Raw genomic sequence first — 22,096 nt, 5'->3', positions numbered from 1 at the left:
ATAATATTGTCATAAACCGTTTAACTCTTTGTATTTATTCAATAAATAGGAAGCAGGCTCTTATATTTTTTATCTTTGTGTATGAAGCCCGCAGAAATACACGCAAAATGGAAACTTCTACAGCAAAAAATTGCTGAAGAATTTGACTCCGATATACCTGATTTAAAGGTAATGTTATTTTTGATAGGCGTTCAGGAATTAGGTAAGGGGCCAGGAAAGTACAGCAAACGTCAAAAAGAAGAGCTGATGCACATTGCCACTTGCCGTTTAATGAGTGAAATGGGATTTTATGAGCTTGAAGGTCTGGATCAGGACGGATGGCCACATTGGAAACTGGTGAAACAAGTTCCCTCATTTGCCATGATGGAGCAGGAGCTGCTCTTGAAATCTCTGGCTATTCATTATTTCGAAGACATCTATCAATAAGACAGGATAAAAAAAATCTATCGCCAAAAAAAAGCCGGAGTATAATTACTCCGGCTTTTTATGTTATTAAAATAGGTAGATCTTAATATTTTTTAGTTGTTAGCTTGTTGCGCTTGTTTTTTCAATTGATCATTCGCTACAATAACGATCTCAACTCTGCGGTTAGCAGCTCTTCCAGCGTCAGTTGCATTGTCTGCAATTGGTTCAGAGAAACCTTTACCTACAGTAGTTAAACGTGACGATGGTACACCTTGTGTAACTGCATAAGCTTTAACAGATGCTGCTCTTCTTTCTGAAAGGCTCATGTTATAAGCTTCAGTACCTTTATTGTCTGTATGACCAATAACTTTGATTTCAGTATCAGGATATTTTTCCAATGATCCCGCTAATGATTTTACGTTATCTTTTGCTTGTGCTTTTAAGTTTGCACTATCAAAATCGAATAAGATACCACTATCAAATTTTACAATAATACCTTCACCTTCACGTACTACTTCTGCGTTTGGAATAGCATTCTGAATTTCAGCTGCTTGTTTATCCATACGTTTACCGATGAACCCACCTGCAGTACCACCAATTGCACCACCTAAAATTGCTCCAATTGCAGTGTTACCAGCTTTTTTACCAATAATAGCACCTAAAACACCACCAGCAGCAGCACCGATACCAGCACCTTTTTGTGTTTTTGTTAAACTGTCACATCCTTGAAAACCCATGGCAGTTAAGGATAAAGCGATGCTGAATGCAGCTATTTTAAATTTCGAAGTAATCATGATAATAAATTAGTTGTTTATAAGGGCATTTACTCAAAGGTGATGCCAAGTGTAAGTTTTTTGTGATTTCTTATGATAAGACAGAGATTTTGTATAAATTTCCGGGTATAACTGACAGGAGATTGTCTGAAATTATCGAAATTGACTACAATTCTGTACAATTTGTTTTGAAAAAGATAATTAATTGGCACAAATGTTTAGTCACTATCAAAGCTAGTAACCATACTTATCTTTCCAGTTTTGCTTCAGCTTTTCCCGGAGTTTCTCTTCTGCCGGATTATGGCCGGGATCATAAAGTTTAGTTCCGCTGATCAGCTCAGGCAGATATTCCTGTGCGGCAAAGTTGCCTTCATACCCATGAGAATATTTATAATCTTTCCCATAGCCGATGTTTTTCATCAGTTTAGTCGGTGCATTCCTGATATGCAGCGGAACAGGTAAATTACCAGTCTGTTTAACGAGCTGTTGTGCTTTATTAATCGCTTCATATGATGCGTTACTTTTGACTGAAGAAGCCAGATAAGTTACCGCCTGCGAAAGAATAATCCGGGCTTCAGGATAACCAATTACATTGACCGCCTGGAAGCAATTATTTGCTAACAATAAAGCATTCGGATTGGCATTGCCAATATCTTCAGAAGCCAGGATCAATAACCTTCTGGCAATAAACAGCGGATCTTCACCACCTTCAATCATCCTGGCCAGCCAATAGACCGCGGCGTTGGGATCGCTTCCCCTGATAGACTTGATAAAAGCAGAGATAATATCATAATGCTGTTCCCCGGCCTTATCATATAAAGCGAGGTTCTGCTGTGCATGTTTCAATACATTTTCGTTGGTGAGCACAATCGTATCCCCACCGATACCGTTCACTGCAATTTCAAGAACATTTAATAATTTCCGGGCATCACCGCCAGATAAACGGATTAAAGCCTCATGCTCTTTTATGGTAATTTTCTTTTCCTTCAGTGTTACATCTTCGCGGATTGCAGTCTGCAATAAACCAGACAGTTCTTCCTCATCCAGGGATTTCAGGATATAAACCTGGCAGCGGGATAATAAAGCGGAAATAACTTCGAAGGAGGGATTTTCTGTGGTCGCACCAATTAAAGTCACCAGTCCGCGTTCTACCGCGCCAAGTAAGCTGTCTTGTTGTGATTTGCTGAACCTGTGAATCTCATCAATAAATAAGATCGGTAAACCCAGAAAGCTATCTTTTAATAGTGCTGCCTTATCAATGACTTCGCGAATATCTTTTACACCAGAATTGATTGCACTCAGGTTAAAAAACGGACGATCCAGTGTCTGAGAAATGATATAAGCTAAAGTAGTTTTTCCGACTCCGGGAGGGCCCCAGAAAATCATTGACGGAAGCTGGCTACTTTGTATGGCTTTGCGCAAAACGGCATCCGGTCCTACCAAATGTTGTTGTCCAACATATTCGTCCAGATTCTGCGGACGCATGCGTTCTGCTAATGGAGGTAGGTTTTGCATAAATGTAAAGATAAAAAAACAGGAGCAATAAAAATTGCTCCTGCCTTAGAACTGCTTAAAATTTACATGAATAAGCGATAAGCAGTTTTTATATTAATCAGCTTTTGGTGCTGCACCTTCTGCTTTTGGTGCAGAACTTTCCGCTTTTGGTGAAGAACCCTCCGCCCTTGGCGAAGAACCTTCAGTTTTAGGTTTCTTTTTCCAAAACTTGCGCTGAGGTGCTTTTCTGTCTCTGTTATTTTCTGGTCTTGAAGACGAAGTTGCTGCTGTTTCTACCGGTGCTTCCCCTAAATGTTCAGGTAAAGGCATCCTTTCAATAGTCTTGTCAATCAGCTTTTCAATGTTGGCAAACTTGCGTTTATCCTTATCATTCACTAAAGTGATCGCTGTACCTGTAGTTGCGGCTCTCGCTGTACGGCCAATCCTGTGAATATAATCTTCAGGATCATGAGGTACATCAAAATTGATCACCAGTGAAATCCCTTCTACATCAATTCCTCTGGAAAGTACGTCAGTTCCAATTAATACCGGAACGCGTTTATTCTTAAATTCTGATAAAATAGCTTCTCTTTCCTTTTGTCCGAGATCGGAGTGGAAAGCCTCTGCTTTAAAGCCAAGGCCACGGAAAACTTTACCCAGGTTTTTAACTTTTTCTTTAGTAGAAGCGAAAATCAAAATACTTGGGAAATCAACATTTTTCATCAGCTCAGTCAGTAATTTTACCTTTTGGGTATCATGTACAATATAAGCCTGCTGATTAATCCCTGCTGCTGGTTTAGATATTGCAATACTGATCTGCTCAGGGTCCTTTAATAAAGTGCCCGCAAGCTTTCTTATTTTAGGAGGCATCGTTGCAGAGAACAATACCGTCTGTCTTTTTTCCGGAAGGAAACTTACAATGCGCATAATATCATCATAGAAGCCCATGTCGAGCATTCTGTCTGCCTCATCCAAAACAAGGTGCTGTAACTGATCCAGTTTCAGCAGTCCTGAAGAAAGATGAGAAATAAGTCTTCCTGGTGTAGCAATGATAATATCGACACCTTCACGCATACTTCGCTTCTGCTGTTCATAAGCAATACCGTCGCCACCACCGTATACGGTTAGTGAGCTGATATTCGTGAAATAGGAGAGTGCTTCAACCTGCAGATCAATTTGCTGTGCAAGTTCACGTGTAGGGGCAAGGATAAGCGTATTGTTATGTCGGTTCTCCGTCTGGCTGATCATATTCATGACCGGCAGCAAATAAGCACCTGTTTTACCTGTTCCCGTCTGGGCACACGCAATCAAATCTTTTTTTGCTAAGATAAGGGGAATTGCTTCCTGTTGTATGGGGGTTGCATTTCTGAAACCCATTGCTAATAAACCCTCTAATAAATCAGGGTTAAAATTAAAATCTTTAAAATCCAATATACTTGTATGTTATTCGTAATTGTTCTGCATAAAAGTAGCCTTTATTTTTAATCTTATGTAGATTTTTTTGAGGGCTATAAAGCTTGCAATCAATATTTAGCTTAATTTAAATTAATCTGATGATTAATTTTTATTTTTTCTGATCGGCGTAACCAAATACTTTCTGAAGTATAGGCGTGTTACGTACACCTAAATTATTTCTGATGGTCAATTCTTCCTGTGCAACCTGAATAAACATCCCTTCTACCGCTTTTTGGGTTACATAACCCTGCAGATCAGTCGTGACCGGTTTAACCATTGGTAATTTATTATACTGTCCGGTCGCATCGCCCCAATATTTAGCTGCGCCGACTTTGCTTAAACTCGCATTTACAACGGGTCTGAATTTCTCTAAAAGCTGTGCTGTAGTTGCTTTTTTAAAGTATTCAGTAGCTGAATTTTCCCCGCCTAATAAAATATTTGTAGCATCTGTAATTGTCATTTGTTTGATCGCAGATACAAATATAGGTTTAGCTTCTTTCGCTGCATCCTCAGCTGCTCTGTTTAAACTGGTCACTACATTATCTGCCAGGGAGCCCAGGCCAATGCTTCTCAATGTTTTCTCTACTTTCTGTGCTTCAGGAGGGAATAAAATTTTAACTGCCATATTTCCCAAAAAACCATCCTTCAAAGATAACTGGTCCGCTCCTTTAGAAATCCCTGCTTCCAGTGCCTGTTTAATCCCTGAGCCTATTTCTAAATTCGAAGGCTTGGCTATCGTACCAGTTGTGGCGGTAGTCCCCGTAGTTTGAGTTGCTGTTTGCGTAGTAGCAGGCTTAGTCTCTGTTGCAGATTTTACTTTCTTTAAAAGGTTCCCGAGGGATTGACTTTGTGCAGTATAGCTATTGAATGCGATCGCTGCAAAAGCCAGGGATGCGAGTTTGATTTTATTCATGATTGTGGTATGAAATCAATAGTAAGCAAATTTCTGGCCATTAAGTGCTGATTATCAATTTTATCTATTGATATATCTGCCTTTTTCTAATTTAAACAAGCCCGGAGTCAGAAAATATTTTTATACTTGAAGAGAATTTTCCACTATATACAATTGAAATTTATAAAGAATACAACAGGAATCAAGGATGCCGATGATGCAGCCCTTCTTTTACGGTACAAAAGTACGGGAAGTCTGGACGCATTGGGTACGCTTTATAACCGGTATATGCACCTGGTTTACGGGGTCTGTCTGAATTATTTCAAGGAAGAGGAAGCCAGTAAAGATGCGGTTATGCAGATTTTCGAGGAACTGGTCGTGAAATTAAAGATTCATGAGGTGCAGAATTTCAAAAGCTGGCTGCACGTACTCACCAGAAATCATTGCTTAATGGCACTGAGGAAGTTAGCTAAAAGCAATACCGTGTCTATTGACGATACTTTTGTGGAAAACACCGACTTTGTGCATCTGGATATAGATGATACCAAAGAAACGCAGTTGACCGTTATGGAAAAGTGCATGGAAACCCTGACCGAAGAACAGCGCAAGAGCGTTGACTTATTCTATCTTCAGGAAAAATGTTATAAAGAAGTAGCCGAAATAACCGGTTATGAAATGGTCAAAGTAAAGAGCTATATTCAAAACGGGAAAAGGAATTTGAAAATTTGTATAGAGAAAAACAGCAGTGAATAACGATTGGTTAGATATAGAATTACTGGAAGACTACCTGGATGGTAAGCTTGACAGCAAAGCTATGCACAAAATTGAGAAGCAGGCGCTGGAAGACCCTTTTGTTGCGCAGGCACTGGCAGGGCTGAGTGAATCGCGGGGAAGGGCAGTGCAAAATGTCTCTTTGCTTCAAAAACAATTGTATGAGCGTATTGCACAGCAGCAGGTAACCAAAAAGGAAACTGTGTTTACCTGGCAGCGCTTAAGTGTTGCAGCAGCTGCGGCAGTCATGTTTATCTCGGTAAGTATTATGTTTTTCATGAAAGACAGAGAGAAACGTGAAGAAATAGCTAAAAACCAGCCAAGAAAAGTAGAAGTAAATATTGCACCTTCACCAGCCCAGGCAGTTATTGACTCTGCAAAAAATGATATTTATGCCGCTAATGTTCCAGCTAAGAAAACTAAACCTGTTATTGTCGGCCAGGGAGTACCTTCAGCCAATACACAAGACGAAGTTATCAGCGGGAGAATTGCAAAAGGCTATTCCATGCAGGCTGTACCTGTTAAACCAGCAGACAGCACCACTACAGCTGATGTTCCGGTACAGGCTATGGCCAGAATGAGTAAAGTGGTGGCAAAAGAAGCAGTGACTACCGCAGTTCAATCCGTATCCACTCCTGTAGGCGGCTGGGTAAATCTGGACACCTACCTGAATGACCACAATAAATTGCGTGGCACAGGGGACAGGCTCGTAGAATTAAGCTTTTTGATAGACAGCGAAGGAAATCCGGCTGATTTAAAAGTAACCAAAGGCATCGATAAACAATTTGATGAAGAAGCTATCCGGCTCATTAAAGAAGGGCCCAAATGGGAACAGCCTAAAAATAAAGAAAGCAGGGTAGTTTATACTGTTGCCTTCTAAAGAAAAAGCCCTTGAACATCATGTTCAAGGGCTTTTTTAGGATAGAATAAATTTGTTCTTTTTAAACAACTCCCAGGCCCGGGAAGAAAAAGTCAACCAGTTTGAAAATAATAGCGGCCAGTACTGCTGAAACAGGAATAGTTAAAACCCATGCCCAAAGCAAACTTACCGTTACTCCCCATCTTACTGCGGAAACCCTTTTTAATAAACCAACCCCAACAATAGAACCTGTAATGGTATGCGTGGTAGAAACCGGGATACCGAAGTGTTCTGTGATTCCAAGAGTTACCGCACCTGCAGTTTCTGCTGCTACGCCCTCAAAAGCATTGACCTTTGTAATTTTTGAACCCATTGTTTTTACAATCTTCCATCCACCGCTCATGGTCCCTAAAGAGATAGCCGCGTAACAAGTAAACGGAATCCATTCTGGCATTGTATCGCCTGTTTTTAATACTTTCGCTGCAACCATGGCTACATAAATGATCCCCATTACTTTTTGCGCATCGTTACCACCATGTGTGAAACTTAATGCTGCAGAAGAGATCAGTTGTAGCTTTTTAAACCATTTTTCTGCAACCGAAGGTCTTGCATTTTTAGAAAGATGCAACAGGATAATGGAAATGATTACCGAGATAAACATACCAATTACAGGAGCAAGCACAATAAAAGCGACAATCTTCAGGATCGGGGCCAGGTTAATTGCTGACATAATCCCAAAACCTAATGAACCCGCTTTAGCCATACCAGCACCCGCAAAACCACCCACTAAAGTATGTGATGAACTTGAAGGGATACCGTACCACCAGGTAAATAAATTCCAGGTGATTGCTGCTAAAAGTCCGGCGAGGATCACCTCCAGGGTAATGAAATTCTCTACAACCGTTTTAGCAATAGTGTTTGCAACTTTGTGATCTGTAAAATAGAAGTAAGCAGCAAAATTAAAAAGTGCTGCCCAGAGTACCGCCTGAAAAGGAGTAAGTACTTTTGTCGATACAACCGTTGCAATAGAATTGGCCGCATCGTGAAAACCATTGATATAATCGAAACCGATAGCCAGTACAATTACGACGATCAATAAGGGTGTAAGCATTTCGTTGAATTTTAAGCGTTTTTAACCAATATAGATTCCAACACATTTGCTGCATCTTCACATTTATCTGTAGCCATTTCAAGTGTTTGAAGAACTTCTTTTTGCTTAATCAGTTCAATTGCATTGGTTTCAAATTCGAATAACCTTGCGATTGCGATATTACAAACATAATCCGCTTGATTTTCACCACTGTTGATGCGTACACAGGCATCAGCAATGACACGGATGTTCTTAAAGCTTCTCAATTCTTTGATGGCTTTATCTAAATCTGTACACATTTCAACCAGTAATTCAGCCAGTTTAATCATGGCATCGCCGATATTCGTGATGTTATACAATTCTATATTACTTGCTGAAGCATGAATATAATCTGCAATATCATCCACCGCACTTGCCAATGCGTGAATATCTTCCCTGTCGAAAGGCGTGATAAAGTTTTTGCTTAGTTCTAAGAAGATAGAGTGGGTAATATCATCACCAACGTGCTCAAGGCGTTCAATCTCCTTTATATATTCTTTTCTTTTTTCCAGATCTTTGGTACTTAAAGCAAGAAAAAGTGCTTCTGAGATCTTCAATACATTACTTCCGGCTTGTTCAAACAGCGGTTGGAATTTTTTGTCTTTTGGTGTAAAGAACTTAAAAATATTATTCATGTTAACTATAAGATATGGTTACAAAAGTAGGATCGCAATGTTAAGTTAGTGTTAAGTGTTAACATAAAAGGAATATTTCTTTAAATCTTAACCGATTTTTTGAAGCGTAAAGGCAAAAGTAGTCCCGATTTGCAGGGTACTTCTAACCGATATAATTTGCTGGTGTGCTTCCAGAATATGTTTCACAATAGCCAGCCCTAAGCCAGTTCCGCCAACTTCTCTGGAGCGGTGAGAATCTATTCTATAGAACCTTTCAAACAATCTTGGCAGATGTTTCTCGTCGATTCCGATGCCGTCATCTGTAACCTCAATCAGGTATTGATCATGCAATTCAAAAATCTTGATGGCCGTAGATCCGTTCTCTTTACCATACTTGATGGAGTTGGAGATCAGGTTAATCATGACCTGTCTTATTTTCTCCCGGTCGGCATTCACAAAAGCCGGGTGCATATATTTCTCTTTAAATGACAGCTGAACTTTTCTTTTGCCTGCTTTGTCTTCCAGGCCTTCCATGACTTCTTTAGCCAGCAGCACGAAATCAAATTTCCGGTAGTCGATAGGCACCTCGCCCGATTCCAGTTTCGAAATTGCGTCCAGATCGTTAATCAGGTAGCTTAAGCGCTCTACATTTTTTTCTGCCTTTTGTAAAAACTTAACAGCCATTTCCGGATCATCCAGCAAACAGTCCTGTAAAGTTTCTATATAACCCTGAATCGCAAACAGCGGGGTCTTAAATTCATGAGATACATTAGAAAGGAATTCCCTTCTGAACTGTTCCTGTTTTTTAAGCAGATCAATTTCCTGCTTTTTGGCACCTGCCCATTCTTTAACCTCATGTTCTACATCATTGATCGGATCAGTACTCACATATTCGCCCAGCGCATCTTTCAGGTCTTTCCCTAATTTCAGATTGTGAATTAGTTTATAGATCAGTTTGATCTTAGAATAGATATATTTTTCCAGCAGGTAATAAAACATGATAAAACTCGTCACAAACGAAACCGCAAAAGAGACGAGCATAAAATACCAGCTTTGCTGAAAATGGAAATTGACCAGCCCGATAGACAGGCCAACTGCGAGTGCAGTAATTAAAACCAGGACACTTAACTTCATAAGGGCAATTTACGAGATAATAATCAAACGGAATATTAAATTTAGAATTCGGGCTGATCCTGCTCAAATTGTTTTTCAGTCAAGTATTTCCAGTATCTTTTGGGTACATGCTGTACATGTAATTTCGTGTTTTTCCGGGCTTGAATATTTGTGCTTTTGAAGTAGTCTTTCCAAAGCAGGGCATATAGGTTTTCCTTTGCAGACACGATAGGGTTTGCTATTCCTGTTGTTTTTGGCTGCTGCTTAAAATCGATGTTGATTTCTTCGACTTTGCTCAGGTCATAAAATAAACCATAGTCTCTTTTCAAATCATAAATGATCCACTGCTGATCTGCGTACCGGTTTTTGAAAAGGGTGAGAATTAAAGGCAGGACATTAAAATCCGGATCAATTCCACAATAGAATATACCGTCTGCATTATGCTGAAAGCGGATAAAAGCTTCCATCCTGTGTTTTTCGCGCTCTACTTTTTTGGCTATTTTGCTTAAGGCCAGTACATAAGGATTGCCATAGTTATTTTCTATAGCCGGGCCTTCTGCAAATAGATAACAGGCAAACTCAAATAATGCAGTATACCCTTCTTCCAGTTCGGAGAGATAGGTGCAATAAAACTTACGAAGCGAAGCTTTGGATAATTTGGATTGCAGGCCTCTCCAGACCCGGTCAGCCTTTTCCCGTTCATTCACGATTTGCAGGCAAGGCATAAAAGCATCCGGCTGGAAAGTGGCTTCAGTCTGGAGCTTTACCTGCCCGGGTTTACGTTCAAACCAGTTAAATACGGCACATAACAGCCCCTCAAAACTTCCATCAAATACGTAGTTATACATTTTAAAAAAGAATAAGCTGGCTGGTATCGTACTTCAGGTATTTACTCTGACTTTCGGCCTGTATAAATGATTTAATCTGGCTTCCCTGGTAATCCTTTAACTGGTAGGGGCTATCTGCACATTTGATGAAATATTTGGCCCGGTTATAAGCTACCCCGATTTTTTTAAGCTGATCTATCCGCAGTTTCCCGAATTTACGCGCCTGTACAATCTTTTTTGCAGAAGTAACCCCGATTCCGGGAATCCGAAGGATGACTTTATAGGCTGCAACATTAATATCCACCGGGAAATGCTGCAGGTTACGTAAAGCCCAGCTTAATTTAGGATCAATGTCAATATCAAGGTGCGGGTTCGCGTCATTCAGCAGTTCATTGACATGAAAGCCATAAAAGCGCATGAGCCAGTCTGTTTGATATAACCTGTTTTCTCTGATTAATGGGGGCTGAGAACCGATCATCGGAAGCCGGTTGTCGTAACTGATCGGAATATATCCGGAATAATAGACTCTTTTTAGTGAAAAATCCTTGTAAAACAGCGCTGCGGTCTGCATAATCTCCTTGTCAGTCTCGGGGGTTGCACCAATCACCATTTGTGTACTCTGGCCTGCAGAAACAAATTTGGGCGTACTTTTGATGATTTTTCGCTCTTCTTTGAACTGTACAATCTGATTTTTGATGAAGCCCAGCGGCTGGGTTACCTGCTGATGCGTTTTTTCAGGAGCCAGCAATTTAAGGCCGCTTTCAGTAGGCATTTCCAGGTTAATACTCATCCGGTCTGCATACATACCCGCTTCCCTGATCAGCTCTTCGCTTGCGCCGGGAATTGTTTTTAAATGGATATAGCCATTGAAGCGCTCTTCCAGTCTGAGCTTTTTTACGACCCTAAGCAAGCGCTCCATCGTAAAATCAGCATTCTTGAAGATTCCTGAACTCAAAAACAGGCCTTCAATATAATTTCTTCTATAGAAATTCATCGTCAGCTCTACAACCTCTTCGACCGTAAATGCTGCTCTTGTGATATCATTGCTTTTTCTGGAAACACAGTAGGCGCAATCAAAAATGCAATGGTTGGTCAGCAGGATTTTCAACAGGGAAACACACCTGCCATCCTCGGTATAAGTATGGCAGATCCCGGAAGCATGACTATCTCCCAAACCCTTATTGTCATTTTTTCTATTTCCTCCGCTGGATGAACACGATACATCGTATTTGGCGGCATCAGCCAGAATATTCAGCTTTTCTCTAAGACGTTCAGACATAATGCTATATTTACTAACAAATATAGCATTTAAATACTAATTATTTTAGCTTTTCCCTTCCCATTCTGAATAAAATTGTTCCAGGTAAAGCAGCATGAACTGGTGTCTTTGTTCAGCAAGCTCTTTTCCTGTCCTGGTTTTCATCAGGTCTTTTAAGCGCAGCAGTTTCTCATAAAAGTGATTGATCGTAGGGGCTTCAGAATTTTTATAAGCTTCTTTGCTCATATTCAGCTCTGGCTTGATTTCCGGATCGTAGAGTACCCTGTTTTTATAACCGCCATAAGTGAAGGCCCTGGCAATTCCGATGGCACCGATCGCGTCTAAGCGGTCTGCATCCTGAACAATGTCGAGCTCTTTAGAAGAGAATTCAATTTTTCCGAGACTTGCTTTATAACTCAGATTTCTGATGATTTGCTGTACTTCCAGAATCATCGCTTCGGTAAGGCCGAGTGAGTGCAGAAAGTTACCTGCCATTTTCGGCCCGATTTCTTCATCGCCGTTATTGAACTTGCTATCGGCGATGTCGTGTAATAAAGCAGCAAGGGTGACCAGAAGTAAATCTCCACCCTCTTTTGTATGGATACCTAAAGCAGTTTTGTAAACCCTTTCAATATGAAACCAGTCGTGACCAGCCTCTGCTCCCTGAAGAGTATCTTTTACAAAACTGATTGTTTTTTCTTTTATAATATCAAAGTCCATTTGCATGAAACAAAGATATTATAATTCAGATTATTTCATTATTGCTCTAAACGTACGCCACGGCTATGATCCATCGCAATTAACTCTGTTACCTTGACATCCAATACAGATGCAATATGGAATAATCTTTCTACAGTAAGTTTGCTATAGCCCAATTCAATTTTGCTATAAGCATTTTGAGAAATTGTCAGCTTGGCGGCCAGGTAATCCTGCGTATAATTCCTAAACTCTCTCACTTTTCTGATGTTAGTGGCTACAATTTCCGGTTTTAAATCCAGGAGGTCTTTCATAATCTAAATTAGTCGTGTTGATTAACTAACGTAATTGAAAAGTGTACGGATTTCGGATTTTAAAAAAAATATTCCTTGTGGTGGTTAACATGCAACACAACCTAGCTACAACCTCTGCTTTTATGCCATAAAAAAAGACCTGTCCGGGCGGACAAGTCTAATATATTTCTTTTTTTAAGATTTAATCTTCTGCTTTATGCTCTTTAGGCTGAGGTCTTTCTTCTTCAGCTCTGCGCGTACCATCATACAATTCATATTCCATCATACGGCAATCTAATTTACCATTGTAGAATTCAACCTTGCGTGATGCTTTTAATCCGATTTTTTTAGCCAGATCAGGATTACCTGTGAAAATATAGCCACTGTAACCTTTACAATCTTTTTTCAGGAAATCACCAATACGTTTGTAAGTCAGTTCCAGTTGAGAGTGAACACCTAAACGTTCTCCATACTCAGGATTAAAGACCACAACACCTTTTCCACCTTCAGGAACCGGCGTATCTGCGAAATCGCAAACTTCAAAAGTAATCAGCGTATCCACACCAGCAGTCTGTGCATTTTTACGGCTGATGTCAACCGCATCTTCAGATAAATCTGTTGCGACAATCTGTAAATCAATATTTTTGATCACCTGTTCTTTAAGAATTCTGCGTTCTGCGAAGAATACCTCTTCATCATAACCCAAAACGTGCATAAAGCCATAGTTCATGCGGAATAAACCAGGTCTTCTGTTTGTCGCTAATAATGCAGCTTCAATTGCCAGTGTTCCTGAACCGCACATCGGGTTGATAAATGGTGATTTCTGATCCCAGTTTGTACTCATCACCACACCAGCAGCAAGCGCTTCCAGCATCGGTGCTTTTCCAGGAATTTTACGATAACCGTGTTTCGCTAAAGTTTCTCCTGAAGTATCGATGAAAATATCTGCTTCGTCGTCTTTCCAGTACAGGTGGACAACAGTTTTGTTTGCATCTGAACCTGAATTCGGACGCATTCCTTTTTTGTCTTTTATTCTGTCAACAATCGCATCTTTAACTTTCAGATTGGTGAATAGCGGGGTTGTTATTGTTGGATTATCTACGTTGGAAGTCACCGAAAAATACCCTGAAAAATCAATCAGATCTTCCCATGGCATATCTACCAGTTCACGGTATAATTCTTCTGGATTATTGACTTTAAAGCTATTTAAACAGTATAAGATCTGGCTGGCACATCTTAAGTTTAAATTTAGTTTAATACACTCTGTCAGTGTGATGTTAAGCTCTACTCCCGTAGGGAAATCTCTTACGATTTCATAGCCAAGCGCTTTTACCTCTTCTACCAAATAAGGCGAAAGTCTTTTGTTACAGGTTAAAATAACCTTACTTTTGTTGTGGAAAACTTGCATAATTATTGTGCTAAGTTATCAATAATAATATAGAGATTTGAACTAGTCAATAGAATAAAAGAGTTATTGTTATGGAATTAAAAGGAAAAGTGCACGAAATCGGTGCATTACAGCAGGTGAGTGAGACTTTTAAAAAGCGTGATCTCATTATTGAATATGCAGAAAACCCAACTTATCCTGAATATATCAGGTTCGAGGCTTTACAAGATAAAACTGCTTTATTTGATAGCTTGAAAACCGGTGATGATGTAGAAGTTTCATTCAATCTGCGCGGTCGTCCGTGGACAGATAAAATGGGTAAAGTTTCTTATTTTAATAGTTTAGTAGTTTGGCGTATCAATGCACTGACAAATAGTGGTGCAGCGGCTTCAACTCCACAATATGCTCCCCCTGCAGATTTAAACAATGCACCGGGTGAGGAAGATGACCTGCCATTCTAAGCATCTTTTTAGAAACATGGAGTGGTATAAAAATGCCAGGAATTATTTCCTGGCATTTTTTTTTGTGCCTGGCATTTGAACCTTACGTGTTAAATTTTGTTAAAATAGAACTTATTGCCTCAGTCTATGCTTATTTTTGACTTTCGAGAATGAAAAAGAGAAGTCTTTGGTTAATCACCGCCCTCATGACCATAGCTCTGCTTGGCGTGTTTGTAATGCAGTTGTATTACATCAGGGAAGCTTACAGGCTTAAATCTCAGCTTTTTGAACAGGAAGTTAACCAGGTATTAAGCGCTGTTGCCGATAAGGTGCAACGTTTAAACGCGGTAAATCATATCAATAAGAAAGATCTGGAATGGCGGATTAAGGAAGAAAATCAACGCCGTGACCGTACCCGCCAGCTCATTGACCTGGATCAGAAATACAAAGAATTAGAGAGAAAAAGAAAATACGATCAGCGCAAGCAAATGATTGACGAGCTCAATTATCAGGATGCAATGATCCGGAAAATGTACCTGAGCCCGACTATAATTTCTGAAACTGATTTCTATGCCCTGGAAAACCGGGCAACGACTCCGCTGAATGTGGATGTGAATGTAGGTTTTGATGCCAATCTGAATATGATTGGAAGTAACGTGCAGAAAACTTTCAGGCTTGGCTCTGTTAAAACGTTTGATATAGAGCCTACAAAATTGCCGGACAGTATCCGGTACCTGGTCTATAGCCGTTATGACAGCAGGCCATTAAGGGTTTCTTTGCCTAGTTTGAATGGCGATATGCGGTTAAAATTCAAAGTAGAAGATGAGATTGCCACCAGGCGAAGAAATCATGCTTTGAAGGAATTACAGGCAGATACGGTACGTTTACTGGATGAAGGTAGTTTTAATGTGCTGGAAGCTGCGGCTAAAGAAATGAGTCAGCTGGATGTTCCATTGGCGCAGCGTGTTTCGAAGGGTACTCTTGATACTTTACTTCGGGCAGAACTGGCGAATAAAAACATCAACCTAACGTATGACTTCTGGTTGAAAAGCCTGGTCAGTGACCGCTTGGTATTCCGAAAAATATCTTCACTGAGCGGGGGGATATTACCCGCCAATACTTATAAAACAGCCCTTTTCAGCAATGATGTACTGAGAGATCCCGGTATGTTATATATTAACTTTCCGAATAAAAACGCGGCCATCTTTAACAACCTGAGTGTAACGATGGCCTCTTCTGCCGGTTTATTGATTGTGCTGATCTCTATTTTCTCTTATACACTTTATGCGATATTGAGACAGAAAAAGATCGCTGAAATGAAGACTGATTTCATTAACAATATGACCCATGAATTCAAGACCCCGGTTTCTACGATCATGATTGCCAGTGAAGCACTTCGGGACCCTGAAATTCAGGAGGATAAGAAACGTGTCAGCAGGCTTGCGGGAATTATATACGATGAAAATGTTCGTTTGGGCAACCATATTGAACGCGTGCTGAGTATTGCGAGGCTGGATAAAAAAGAATTGAAGTTAGAGGAAGAAGATGTAGAAATGAATGAGCTGATTGCAGCTGTGGCAGATAGCATGAGCCTTCAGTTACAGAAAAAAGAAGCTACTTTGACCTTAAACCTTAACGCATCCAACGCGCTGGTCACAGGGGATGAGCTGCATTTGTCAAATGTAATTTATAACTTAATAGACAATGCAAACAAATACAGTATTGACCCGCCTCAGATTATATTAAGTACAAGGAGTGCTGGTAAATGTTTGTATATAGATATTGAGGATAAAGGGATCGGAATGACAAAAGAGCAATGCAAACGTGCTTTTGATCAGTTTTATAGAGTTCCAACGGGAAATTTACACGATGTAAAAGGGTTTGGGCTCGGCTTAAATTATGTTCAGGACATCATTACCCAAATGAACGGAACAATAAAGTTAAAAAGTGAGAAGGATAAAGGAACAGTATTTGAAATAATTATACCCCTAAAATAACACGATATTAATATGAAAATTCTATTGGTAGAAGATGATCCTAATCTTGGAATGCTGCTGCAGGACTATTTACAACTAAAGGGTAAATTTGATGTAGTGTTATGTGTAGATGGTGAGGAAGGGCTGCGCGCTTTCAATAAACAGGCTTTCGATTTATGTATCCTGGATGTGATGATGCCTAAAAAGGATGGTTTTGCTTTGGGTAAAGAAATCCGGAAGGTCAATGAAAATATCCCTATTATTTTTGCGACGGCAAAAGCAATGATGGAAGATAAAGCCTCTGCCTACGATTTAGGGGGTGACGATTACATTACCAAACCTTTCCGGATAGAAGAACTTTTACTTCGGATCAATGCTTTATTAAAACGTGTATCTGCAAAGGAAACCAAGGTTGCCGCACCGGTTCAGTCTCAGTTCCAGATTGGCAGTTATACCTTTGATTATACCACACAGCTGATTCAGCATAACGGGCAGCAGCAGAAACTTTCCACTAAGGAAGCCGAGTTGTTACAGTTGTTATGCTTAAAACAAAATGCAGTGCTTACACGCGAAGAAGCTTTGCTAAGTATCTGGCATGATGACAATTACTTTAACGGAAGAAGTATGGATGTGTTCCTGAGCAAACTCCGTAAATACTTAAAAGAAGACCCGAAAGTAGAGATCTTAAATGTACATGGCAAAGGCTACAAACTTTTGATTAATTAGTTTCTAGAAAGCTTTAGTACCTTTGCTTTTCAAAATAGGTGCAAAATATGAGTGAATACAACCCTGCTGAGCTAGCGGCTAAATTTATCAATTATACTTCAAGGCACATTTTCCTTACGGGGAAGGCGGGAACCGGGAAGACTACATTTTTGAGAAATTTAATTGAGCTGACGCATAAAAAAGCGGTTATTGTAGCCCCTACAGGGATTGCTGCGATCAATGCTGCAGGGGTAACGATCCATTCCCTATTTCAGCTGCCGTTTGGGACTTACCTGCCAAAACAACCTGCCGTTGAGCCTGTTAATCAGCAGTATAATACCCCAAGATCTATTGTTCGTCATTTGCAGATGAACACCACCAAAAGAAGGATATTTCAGGACCTTGAATTATTGATCATCGATGAGGTGAGTATGCTGCGTGCAGATTTACTGGATGCGATTGACATGGTGCTGCGCTATATCAGAAAGAACAACAACAATTTTGGAGGCGTACAGGTTTTGTTTATCGGAGATCTTCACCAGTTGCCTCCGGTTGTCAAATCTAACGAGTGGCAGCTTTTGGGCGAGTTTTATAAAAGTGTTTATTTCTTTGATGCACATGCACTGTACCACAATCCTCCGGTATATATAGAACTGGAGAAGATCTACAGACAGGCAGATTCTGTATTTATTGATCTGCTAAATAACCTGAGAAATAATGAAATCACAGCAGAGAACATCACGCTGCTGGAGAAATATTATAAAGCAGGTTTTGAGCCTGCAAAAGATGATAAATACATCACCCTGACTACCCATAACCAACGTGCGGATACTTTAAATAAAAAGAGCCTGGAAGAGCTTGGCGGGAAGTCTTATTTCTTCAAGGCCACCGTAGAAGATGAGTTTTCTGAAAACTCTTATCCGGCCGAACATCTGCTTGAACTGAAGCTGGGTGCCCAGATTATGTTTATCAAGAATGACCAGAGTGGGGACCGCCGTTATTTCAATGGAAAAATAGCCACTGTTATTCGTTTGGGTGACGATGGTATAGAGGTAGAAACAGAAGGGGAAAGAGAAAAGATTATCCTGGAAAAGTTTACCTGGAAAAATATAAGATACAGCAATCATAAGGTTACGAACGAGATTGAGGAAGAGGTTATTGGTAAGTTTATCCAGTATCCGATTAAGCTGGCCTGGGCAATCACGGTACATAAAAGCCAGGGTTTAACTTTTGATAAGGCCATCATTGATATTGGGAATGCCTTTGCACCGGGACAGATTTATGTGGCATTGTCACGTCTGCGGTCGCTGGATGGTTTAGTGCTGACTTCTCAGATTTCAAGAACGGGGATCAGGCAGGACCAGAATGTGGCGTTGTTCTCCAAGAACAAACAGCAAGAAGAAGAGTTGAAGGAGCAGATCACCCAGGAGAGCCAGATTTTCCTGAAAAGTTATCTGATCACTTGTTTTGATTTAACACCGCTTGATAATTACGTTTATGAACATGTGCATTCTTACAGCAAGGACATTAATAAGTCTGCGAAGCAAAAGCATGTTAAATGGGCGCAGCTGCTGCTCAAAGATCTGAGTGAAATTAAGGCCAATGCGAATAAATTCTTAACGCAGCTTCAGCGTTTATGTAATGACCAGTCTGCTGAGGGGCTGGCTAATCTATTGGTGAGAACTACAGCGGCAGAGAATTATTTTAATCCGCTGATCCTGGATCTTTCCAGACGTATTTTCGAAAGGATGGAGCTGGTGAAACAGGATAAACAGGTCACAGCTTTCCTGACTGAGTTACTGGAAATGGAATCGTTGTTTTATGAGCAGTTCAAAAAGATAAGAAAGGCTACCGGACTGTTACAAGCGACTATCAACGGAACGGATTTCACGAAAACTGATGTCGGTTCTTTATTGAATCAGAAAGAGCGTGAAGCACAGATGAAATCTGTTTATGCGATGCCGAATAAACTGGACTTTACAGCTAAAAAGGAAAGGCCGAAGAAAACAGCTGCGCCTAAAGCACCAAAAGAAGATACAAAAGTAGTTTCTCTGGAGCTGTTTTTAAAAGGGAAAACTATTCTGGAAATCGCTGAAGAACGGAAAATGGTGATAGGTACTATAGAAGGGCACTTAGCACATTACGTGGCTTTACAGGAGATTTCTGCGAAGGATATTTTGGGCCGTAAAAAGCTGGACAATATCCTTGAAGCTATCAAGCAATTGAAAACTATGAGTTTAGCACCCATCAGAGATCATCTGGGCAAGAGCTTTACTTTCGGGGAAATCAAGATAGGCATTGCTGCCCATCTGGCTGAAAACTAGAGTTGTTTAATATTTCCTTCGAAAACCAGTTCTGCCGGCCCGCATAGAAACACTTTGGTGAATTCATGTCCGTCATAATCGAAGCCAACACGCAGGTTCCCGCCGAGTACTTCTATTTCGGTTACCTGGCTGCCAGTTTTACCATGATGTTTAGCTATAGCTAATGCAACAGCAGTAACTCCGGTCCCACAGGCAAAAGTTTCGTCTTCTACACCGCGTTCAAAAGTGCGTACAAACAGGTGATCGCCTTTGTCTTCTACGAAATTTACATTAATCCCTTCTTTTTTGTAAGTCGTATTGTTACGAATTTTGCTGCCTTGTTTAAAGACATCCATTTCTTTAAGCGCAGTTACCTGTGCTACATAATGCGGAGAACCGGTATTCAGCACATAGGCTTCCCCGTCTCTGCTGATTTCATGAACATCGATCATTTGCAGGTCTACCCAATTGCCTTTTGCTGAAATTTTGGCATAATGAGGGCCGTCAACTGCCAGAAAGTTAGTTTGCGTGTCTATGATTCCTAAGTGTTTAGCGAAGGCGACAATACACCTTCCCCCGTTTCCGCACATACTGCTCAGGTTTCCGTCTGCATTGAAATAAATCATTTCGAAATCGTATTCTGAGTGGTTCTGAAGCAGCATCAAACCGTCTGCGCCAACGCCAAAACGCCTGTCACACAGTTGGTGGACAATATTATTATCCTTATATTGAAATGTTTGGCTGCGGTTATCAATTAAAACAAAATCATTGCCTGCACCCTGGTATTTATAGAAATGTGGTTTTGACGGATCGGTGGGTTTGGTATTTAACATTTTTTAACAATTAAGGGATGCTTCGGTGACACAAATATCGTTGTATTGGTATTAACTTTGAGTAATACGAACAAAGAAACACACACAAATGAAACCTGCATGAGTTTGAATGCTCAAATTACTGAATAAAGTTAGGCCCATGCAAGCTTCGATACCATTAAATACATAAATTAACAAACTGATGAAACCATCATGTGCAGCACAGCACAAATATAAGCGAACAGAACTAAGTAGCACATGATAGCTTCATAACCATTAAAAAACAATTATAAACTGATGAAAAAAATAGCATTAATAGTTTTAGCTGCATTCATTGGAGGTGCAGTGGCAATTGGCGGTTATAAAATGTTTGAACGCAGTTCAAACGGAATGACACTAACTGAAAAGCAAAATGTTCTTTTTGCAAGTAACCCATCAAAAATTTCTTCAACGGGGGCAGTTGACTTCGTTCAGGCTGCGGCTGCGGTTTCCCCGGCAGTAGTTCATATCAGAACAACATTTAAAGCAGAAGGTTCAGACGCAGGAGGCGCAGGCTCTCCAATGGATATGATGGAAGAATTCTTTGGCGGGCGTGGCGGCAGAAGATCACGTGCACCAAGAGCAGCTTCTGGTTCAGGAGTCATCTTAACGCCTGATGGTTATATTGTAACCAACAACCACGTAGTAGATAACGCAGATAAAATTCAGGTCGTTCTTTCAGACCGCCGTAAAGTAGAAGCTAAGGTAATTGGCAGGGACCCGAATACGGATCTTGCTTTAATCAAAGTAGATGCTTCAGACTTACCAGTAGTAAAAATGGGTAACTCTGATAACGTTCAGGTAGGAGAGTGGGTATTGGCAGTTGGTTTCCCATTAGATTTACAAACCACGGTAACTGCTGGTATTGTTAGTGCTAAATCCCGTGCAATCGGTATTTTAAACAGAGATCAGCAGCCTACTGAAGAGGAATATGAAGAATACCAACGTACTGGTAAAGCACCTGCAAGAACAAACAGTGCAATTGAATCGTACATTCAGACTGATGCGGCCATTAATCCTGGAAACAGTGGTGGTGCGTTAGTAAACGCAAATGGTGAGCTGATTGGTATCAATGCTGCGATTGCTTCTCAGACTGGTACAAACGAAGGATACGGATTTGCTATTCCTGTAAACCTTGCTAAAAAGATCTTGGAAGATTTCAAAAAATATGGTAGTGTAAAACGCGGTTATGTAGGTGTTACTTTCCAGGAATTGAATGCTGATGCAGCAGAAAACCTGAAAATCAGTGATGTCTCAGGACTGTATGTAAATGATGTGATGCCAGACGGTGGTGGCGCAGCAGCAGGAATTAAAAAAGGGGATATTATCAAAAAAGTAGAAGGCAGAGAGGTTTTTGCTTCTCCTGATCTTCAGGAAAAAATTGGCCGTATGAGTCCTGGTGATAAAGTGCAGCTGACAATTTCAAGAGACGGAAAAGAACAGAATGTAAACGTTACTTTAAAAGGTGATGAAAGTTTAAATAAAGCGAAAACGCGTGTTGCTGCAAAAACTACAGGAACAACAATGAGTAAACTTGGCGCTTCATTTGCACCGGCATCGCCAGCAATTAAAGCTAAGTTTGGCGCTAAAAGCGGAGTTGTAGTCACTGCTGTTGAGCCTGGTAAGGCGTTTGATAACCTGGACATCCCAAAAGGATTATTAGTGACCAGTATCAATGGTAAACCAGTGAACAGTGCGAAAGATGTGGAGGCAGCATTGCCAACTTCTAAAAACGGAAAGACGACTGTAGCGGGAATCGGACCTAATGGGAATTACACTTTCAGCTTTAACTAAAGTACCAGATTTTAAAGATTTAAAACCGGGAAGCAATCACAATTGCTTCCCGGTTTTTTTA

At 40.4% G+C, this 22,096-nt stretch carries 21 protein-coding genes; 8 read left to right on the top strand and 13 right to left on the bottom strand.

What is annotated here, in order from left to right:
* The first annotated feature begins 81 nt into the window (after positions 1–81).
* Positions 82–426 (top strand): hypothetical protein, encoded by a 345-nt coding sequence (locus tag LY11_RS20065; protein ID WP_111635416.1) that lies wholly within the window; start codon positions 82–84, stop codon positions 424–426.
* Positions 427–518: 92 nt separating this feature from the next.
* On the opposite strand, the gene LY11_RS20060 is transcribed toward LY11_RS20065, so the two are convergent.
* The 4 genes from LY11_RS20060 to LY11_RS20045 all read right to left on the bottom strand — a co-directional run bounded on the left by LY11_RS20060 (position 519) and on the right by LY11_RS20045 (position 5,040).
* A complete protein-coding gene (locus LY11_RS20060; protein WP_183866226.1) occupies positions 519–1,199 on the bottom strand; it encodes an OmpA family protein in 681 nt (226 codons plus the stop codon).
* A 213-nt stretch (positions 1,200–1,412) separates the two neighbouring features.
* A complete protein-coding gene (locus tag LY11_RS20055) occupies positions 1,413–2,693 on the bottom strand; it encodes a replication-associated recombination protein A (RefSeq protein ID WP_111635414.1) in 1,281 nt (426 codons plus the stop codon).
* A 93-nt stretch (positions 2,694–2,786) separates the two neighbouring features.
* Positions 2,787–4,103, bottom strand: coding sequence for a DEAD/DEAH box helicase (locus tag LY11_RS20050; protein ID WP_211321614.1), 1,317 nt, complete (start codon positions 4,101–4,103; stop codon positions 2,787–2,789).
* A gap of 133 nt (positions 4,104–4,236) precedes the next feature.
* The gene (locus LY11_RS20045) at positions 4,237–5,040 is read right to left on the bottom strand and encodes a DUF4197 domain-containing protein (protein ID WP_111635413.1); all 804 of its coding nucleotides are present in this window, start codon (positions 5,038–5,040) and stop codon (positions 4,237–4,239) included.
* A 153-nt stretch (positions 5,041–5,193) separates the two neighbouring features.
* Here LY11_RS20045 and LY11_RS20040 point away from each other — a divergent pair, with 153 nt between their 5' ends.
* Entirely contained in the window at positions 5,194–5,772 is a 579-nt protein-coding gene (locus LY11_RS20040) for an RNA polymerase sigma factor (protein ID WP_111635412.1), read from the top strand.
* Positions 5,765–6,670: an energy transducer TonB gene (locus LY11_RS20035; RefSeq protein ID WP_111635411.1), complete on the top strand. Its 906-nt coding sequence runs from the start codon at positions 5,765–5,767 to the stop codon at positions 6,668–6,670. The genes LY11_RS20040 and LY11_RS20035 overlap by 8 nt, the downstream gene beginning before the upstream one ends.
* Positions 6,671–6,731: 61 nt before the next feature.
* Here the strand turns inward: LY11_RS20035 and LY11_RS20030 are convergent, their stop codons facing one another.
* From LY11_RS20030 to LY11_RS19995, 8 genes are all read right to left on the bottom strand, one after another.
* Entirely contained in the window at positions 6,732–7,760 is a 1,029-nt protein-coding gene (locus LY11_RS20030) for an inorganic phosphate transporter (protein ID WP_111635410.1), read from the bottom strand.
* A gap of 11 nt (positions 7,761–7,771) precedes the next feature.
* Positions 7,772–8,413: a DUF47 domain-containing protein gene (locus LY11_RS20025; protein WP_068404177.1), complete on the bottom strand. Its 642-nt coding sequence runs from the start codon at positions 8,411–8,413 to the stop codon at positions 7,772–7,774.
* An 87-nt stretch (positions 8,414–8,500) separates the two neighbouring features.
* Complete coding sequence (locus LY11_RS20020) at positions 8,501–9,526, bottom strand: sensor histidine kinase (RefSeq protein WP_111635409.1); 1,026 nt, start codon at positions 9,524–9,526, stop codon at positions 8,501–8,503.
* A 41-nt stretch (positions 9,527–9,567) separates the two neighbouring features.
* Positions 9,568–10,353, bottom strand: a complete 786-nt coding sequence (locus LY11_RS20015; RefSeq protein ID WP_111635408.1) for a TIGR03915 family putative DNA repair protein — start codon at positions 10,351–10,353, stop codon at positions 9,568–9,570.
* A 1-nt stretch (position 10,354) separates the two neighbouring features.
* Entirely contained in the window at positions 10,355–11,611 is a 1,257-nt protein-coding gene (locus LY11_RS20010) for a putative DNA modification/repair radical SAM protein (protein ID WP_111635407.1), read from the bottom strand.
* 45 nt (positions 11,612–11,656) lie between these two features.
* Positions 11,657–12,310, bottom strand: coding sequence for an HD domain-containing protein (locus LY11_RS20005; RefSeq protein WP_111635463.1), 654 nt, complete (start codon positions 12,308–12,310; stop codon positions 11,657–11,659).
* Positions 12,311–12,348: 38 nt separating this feature from the next.
* On the bottom strand, positions 12,349–12,600 hold the full coding sequence (locus LY11_RS20000; RefSeq protein WP_111635406.1) for a helix-turn-helix domain-containing protein: 252 nt from the start codon (positions 12,598–12,600) through the stop codon (positions 12,349–12,351).
* A 181-nt stretch (positions 12,601–12,781) separates the two neighbouring features.
* Complete coding sequence (locus LY11_RS19995) at positions 12,782–13,987, bottom strand: THUMP domain-containing class I SAM-dependent RNA methyltransferase (RefSeq protein WP_111635405.1); 1,206 nt, start codon at positions 13,985–13,987, stop codon at positions 12,782–12,784.
* A gap of 71 nt (positions 13,988–14,058) precedes the next feature.
* On the opposite strand from LY11_RS19995, the gene LY11_RS19990 reads away from it, so the two are divergent.
* The 4 genes from LY11_RS19990 to LY11_RS19975 all read left to right on the top strand — a co-directional run bounded on the left by LY11_RS19990 (position 14,059) and on the right by LY11_RS19975 (position 19,411).
* Positions 14,059–14,427 (top strand): DUF3127 domain-containing protein, encoded by a 369-nt coding sequence (locus tag LY11_RS19990; protein ID WP_041887175.1) that lies wholly within the window; start codon positions 14,059–14,061, stop codon positions 14,425–14,427.
* Between the two features lie 149 nt (positions 14,428–14,576).
* Positions 14,577–16,403 (top strand): sensor histidine kinase, encoded by a 1,827-nt coding sequence (locus LY11_RS19985; RefSeq protein WP_111635404.1) that lies wholly within the window; start codon positions 14,577–14,579, stop codon positions 16,401–16,403.
* Positions 16,404–16,415: 12 nt separating this feature from the next.
* Positions 16,416–17,108: a response regulator transcription factor gene (locus LY11_RS19980; protein ID WP_068404157.1), complete on the top strand. Its 693-nt coding sequence runs from the start codon at positions 16,416–16,418 to the stop codon at positions 17,106–17,108.
* A gap of 47 nt (positions 17,109–17,155) precedes the next feature.
* Positions 17,156–19,411: a helix-turn-helix domain-containing protein gene (locus LY11_RS19975; protein ID WP_111635403.1), complete on the top strand. Its 2,256-nt coding sequence runs from the start codon at positions 17,156–17,158 to the stop codon at positions 19,409–19,411.
* Here LY11_RS19975 and dapF read toward each other — a convergent pair.
* Complete coding sequence (gene dapF, locus LY11_RS19970) at positions 19,408–20,223, bottom strand: diaminopimelate epimerase (RefSeq protein ID WP_111635402.1); 816 nt, start codon at positions 20,221–20,223, stop codon at positions 19,408–19,410. The two genes, LY11_RS19975 and dapF, sit on opposite strands and share 4 nt — an antisense overlap.
* A gap of 276 nt (positions 20,224–20,499) precedes the next feature.
* Between dapF and LY11_RS19965 the strand changes: the two genes are divergently transcribed.
* Positions 20,500–22,035, top strand: a complete 1,536-nt coding sequence (locus LY11_RS19965) for a Do family serine endopeptidase (RefSeq protein WP_111635401.1) — start codon at positions 20,500–20,502, stop codon at positions 22,033–22,035.
* Positions 22,036–22,096: the final 61 nt, after the last annotated feature.

Source organism: Pedobacter cryoconitis (assembly GCF_003259615.1).
Taxonomy (GTDB): Bacteria; Bacteroidota; Bacteroidia; order Sphingobacteriales; family Sphingobacteriaceae; genus Pedobacter; species Pedobacter cryoconitis.
Note: the sequence above shows the minus strand (reverse complement) of the source record. Positions and strands in the feature narration are given on the sequence as shown.

Bases quoted from the DNA above. Each gene is read 5' to 3' on its own strand.
- LY11_RS20065 (WP_111635416.1), top strand. From the start codon at position 82: ATGAAGCCCGCAGAAATACACGCAAAATGGAAACTTCTACAGCAAAAA.
- LY11_RS20060 (WP_183866226.1), bottom strand. From the start codon at position 1,199: ATGATTACTTCGAAATTTAAAATAGCTGCATTCAGCATCGCTTTATCC.
- LY11_RS20055 (WP_111635414.1), bottom strand. From the start codon at position 2,693: ATGCAAAACCTACCTCCATTAGCAGAACGCATGCGTCCGCAGAATCTG.
- LY11_RS20045 (WP_111635413.1), bottom strand. From the start codon at position 5,040: ATGAATAAAATCAAACTCGCATCCCTGGCTTTTGCAGCGATCGCATTC.
- LY11_RS20030 (WP_111635410.1), bottom strand. From the start codon at position 7,760: ATGCTTACACCCTTATTGATCGTCGTAATTGTACTGGCTATCGGTTTC.
- LY11_RS20025 (WP_068404177.1), bottom strand. From the start codon at position 8,413: ATGAATAATATTTTTAAGTTCTTTACACCAAAAGACAAAAAATTCCAA.
- LY11_RS20020 (WP_111635409.1), bottom strand. From the start codon at position 9,526: ATGAAGTTAAGTGTCCTGGTTTTAATTACTGCACTCGCAGTTGGCCTG.
- LY11_RS20015 (WP_111635408.1), bottom strand. From the start codon at position 10,353: ATGTATAACTACGTATTTGATGGAAGTTTTGAGGGGCTGTTATGTGCC.
- LY11_RS20010 (WP_111635407.1), bottom strand. From the start codon at position 11,611: ATGTCTGAACGTCTTAGAGAAAAGCTGAATATTCTGGCTGATGCCGCC.
- LY11_RS20005 (WP_111635463.1), bottom strand. From the start codon at position 12,310: ATGGACTTTGATATTATAAAAGAAAAAACAATCAGTTTTGTAAAAGAT.
- LY11_RS20000 (WP_111635406.1), bottom strand. From the start codon at position 12,600: ATGAAAGACCTCCTGGATTTAAAACCGGAAATTGTAGCCACTAACATC.
- LY11_RS19995 (WP_111635405.1), bottom strand. From the start codon at position 13,987: ATGCAAGTTTTCCACAACAAAAGTAAGGTTATTTTAACCTGTAACAAA.
- LY11_RS19990 (WP_041887175.1), top strand. From the start codon at position 14,059: ATGGAATTAAAAGGAAAAGTGCACGAAATCGGTGCATTACAGCAGGTG.
- LY11_RS19985 (WP_111635404.1), top strand. From the start codon at position 14,577: ATGAAAAAGAGAAGTCTTTGGTTAATCACCGCCCTCATGACCATAGCT.
- LY11_RS19980 (WP_068404157.1), top strand. From the start codon at position 16,416: ATGAAAATTCTATTGGTAGAAGATGATCCTAATCTTGGAATGCTGCTG.
- LY11_RS19975 (WP_111635403.1), top strand. From the start codon at position 17,156: ATGAGTGAATACAACCCTGCTGAGCTAGCGGCTAAATTTATCAATTAT.
- dapF (WP_111635402.1), bottom strand. From the start codon at position 20,223: ATGTTAAATACCAAACCCACCGATCCGTCAAAACCACATTTCTATAAA.
- LY11_RS19965 (WP_111635401.1), top strand. From the start codon at position 20,500: ATGAAAAAAATAGCATTAATAGTTTTAGCTGCATTCATTGGAGGTGCA.